The 3,334-nt window shown below is 70.5% G+C and carries 2 protein-coding genes; both read left to right on the top strand.

Annotated features, from left to right (window positions below; all coding sequences use genetic code 11):
- A partial coding sequence (efeB, locus tag ABT186_RS47385; RefSeq protein WP_351930628.1) for an iron uptake transporter deferrochelatase/peroxidase subunit occupies nt 1-1,177 on the top strand: 1,177 nt, incomplete at its 5' end.
- A 193-nt stretch (nt 1,178-1,370) separates the two neighbouring features.
- Nucleotides 1,371-3,209: a phospholipase C gene (locus ABT186_RS47380; RefSeq protein ID WP_351930627.1), complete on the top strand. Its 1,839-nt coding sequence runs from the start codon at nt 1,371-1,373 to the stop codon at nt 3,207-3,209.
- The last annotated feature ends 125 nt before the right edge of the window (nt 3,210-3,334 follow it).

Raw genomic sequence — 3,334 nt, 5'->3', positions numbered from 1 at the left:
GGCGCTCGCGGGCGCCGGGCTCGCCGCCGGCGGTGCGGCCGCTCCGGTCACCACCGACGGCGCGGGAACTCCTTCTCCCGTCGCACCGTTCCACGGCCCCCACCAGCAGTCGGTCCTCGCCGCCCCGCGCCGGGTGACCGCCTTCACCGCCTTCGACGTCACCGCCGAGAACCGCGGCGAACTCACCGATCTCCTGCGCACCCTCACCGCGCGCGCCCGCTTCCTGACCGCGGGCGGCACGCCGCCACCCGTCGGCATCACCGGCCCGCCCACCGACTCCGGCATCCTGGGCGACCAACTGCCCGCCGGGGCGCTCGCGGTGACCGTCGGAGTGGGCGCCGCGCTCTTCGACGACCGCTTCGGCCTGGCCGCCCGCCGTCCGCGCAGGCTGACGACCATGCCCGCCTTCGCCGACGACGACCTGCGGTCCGAGTGGTGCCACGGCGACCTCAGTCTCCAACTGCACGCCGACGACCCCGACACCGTGCTGCACGCCCTGCGCGACATCGCCCGGCACACCCGCGGCGCCATGCAGGTCCGCTGGCGCCTCGACGGCTTCGCGAGCCCGCCCCGCCCCTCGGGCACGCCACGCAATCTGATGGGCTTCAGGGACGGCACGGCCAACCCCGAGGCGACCGACGCACGCGAGATGAACCGCCTGGTGTGGGTGGGGAAGGGCATGGGCGAGCCGGACTGGGCGGTGGGCGGCAGCTATCAGGTCGTCCGGTTGATCCGCATGCTCGTGGAGTTCTGGGACCGTGTCTCCCTCACCGAGCAGGAACGGATGTTCGGCCGGGCCCGGGAGTCAGGCGCACCCCTCGACGGCAACGCCGAGCACGACACCCCCGACTATCCGAACGACCCCAAGGGCGACATCATCCCGCTGGATGCCCACATTCGGCTCGCCAACCCGCGCACGGCGGCCACCACCGACCAGCGGATCCTGCGCCGTGGATACAACTACGACCGGGGCATGGACAGCAACGGCAACCTCGACATGGGACTGCTGTTCTGCTGCTACCAGCAGGACCTCGCCCGCCAGTTCGAGACCGTGCAGCGCCGTCTCGCGGGTGAGCCCCTCACCGACTACATCAAGCCATTCGGTGGCGGCTACTTCTTCGCCCTGCCGGGGGTGCGGGACCGGGCGGACTGGTACGGGCGGGCCCTGCTCGCCTAGCCCTTGATCCCCCGGTACCCGGGGCGCCGCGGCACATGGACCCCCTGGTCAACAAGCGGTCAAGGTTTCCCCTGGCATCCCTGACTCGTTGTTCATTCGGGCGCCATCGCAGCTCCGCCGCACTGCCGCCCGACCCGCAGAACATCCCTGACCGTATAGCGCATTGATGTTCGTGTCCGGAAGGTGAACCAGCATGGTCAGCAGGGGAAGTCGAGCAACGATTCGGAGCCTTGGCGCGCTCGCGGGCGCCGCCGTGCTCACGGCCCTCGGCGCGAACGCGCCCGCCTGGGCCGGCATGCCGGGCGGAGGCCACTCCTCGACGGCCACGCCCATCAAGCATGTGGTCGTCCTCTTCGACGAGAACGTCTCCTTCGACCACTACTTCGCCACCTACCCGCAGGCCGCCAACACCGACGGCACGAAGTTCACGGCGTCCAAGAAGACCCCGAACGACGTCGACAACCTGCGCACGGCCGGGCTGCTGACGAAGAACCCCAACCAGTACCTGCCCAAGCGGCTCACCCCGTCCCAGGCCATGACCTGCGACCAGAACCACGCGTACGGGCCCGAGCAGTACGCGAACAACGGCGGGAAGAACGACCAGTTCGTCCAGAACACGGACTCCGGCAAGTGCTCCGGCACCCTGTTCGGCGAGCCGGGCCTGGTGATGGACTACTACGACGGCAACACCGTCACGGGGCTGTGGAACTACGCCCAGCACTACGCCCTCAACGACCGCGCCTTCAGCTCGGTCTACGGCCCGTCCACCCCCGGCGCGCTCAACCTGGTCTCCGGCCAGACGCACGGCGTGGTCTCCATGGACCCCGCGTCCGGCACCGAGAACCCGAAGCAGACCGCGACGCCGGACTCGTACACCGTCAAGTCGCCCGACGCGAAGGGTGTCGGCACGGTCATCAACGACCCGGACCCGGCCTACGACGACTGCTCCGGCAAGGACCACACCAGCAAGAACGCGCTCGCCGCGATGCAGGGCCGCAACATCGGTGACGTCCTCAACTCCAAGAAGGTCAGCTGGGGTTGGTTCCAGGGCGGCTTCCGGCCGTCCACCGCGTGGGACGGCAAGCAGGGCGACTACGCCAAGTGCGACACCACGCACACCAACGTCGGCGGTGCCGCGGTCGTCGACTACAGCCCGCACCACTCGCCGTTCGAGTACTACAAGTCGACGTCGAACCCGCACCACCTGCCGCCCAAGAACGTCGACGAGATCGGCCACAACGGTCAGGCGAACCACAACTACGACCTGACCGACTTCGACGCCGCCCTCAAGGCGGGCAAGCTGCCGGCCGTCAGCTTCCTCAAGGCCGCCGAGTACCAGGACGGGCACGCCGCCTACTCCGACCCGATCGACGAGCAGCACTTCCTCGTCAACGAGATCAACGCGATCCAGAAGTCGCCGCAGTGGAAGTCCACGGCCGTCGTCATCGCCTACGACGACTCCGACGGCTGGTACGACCACGCCTACGCCAAGCCGCGTAACGGCTCCACGGACACCTCGCTCGGCTCCAACGGCAAGGCCACCGACGCCCCGGCCTGCCAGGCGGGCCCGGCGGCTTCCGGCGGTTACGCGGACCGCTGCGGCCCCGGCACGCGCCAGCCGCTGCTCGTCGTGTCCCCGTACAGCAAGGTCAACAAGGTCGACCACACGCTGACCGACCAGTCCTCGATCATCCGCTTCGTCGAGGACAACTGGCACACCGGCCGGATCGGCGACCACTCCTTCGACGCCACGGCCGGCTCCCTGGCGGGCATGTTCGACTTCCGGCACCCCAACAACAAGCAGGTCCTGCTGAACGCGGACGGCTCGGTGCAGTCGGTCGGCCCGATCCACCACGTGGCACCGGTCGCCACCAGCATCACCCCGGGTCCGTCGATGCAGAACACGGCGGCGACCACGGACGCCTCGTCGTTCCCCGTCGTCCCGGTCGGCATCGCCGCCGGCGCACTGGTCGCGGCGGGCGCCACGGGCACCTACCTCACCCTGCGCCGCAAGGAACGCGCCGGCGCCTGACGCAGTAGGCAGTATTCGACGCAGTGCGCAGCGGGCGGGGGGGCGGGGGGGGGGCGGGGGGCGGCCCCCCCGGGCGGGGGGGCCCGCCCCCCCGGGGGGGGGGTGGGCGGCGGCGCCGCCGCAGT

The organism is Streptomyces sp. NPDC001634 (assembly GCF_040298185.1).
Classification (GTDB): Bacteria; Actinomycetota; Actinomycetes; order Streptomycetales; family Streptomycetaceae; genus Streptomyces.
The sequence above is the reverse complement of the archived record's forward strand: the minus strand, read 5'-3'. Positions and strand labels throughout refer to the sequence as shown.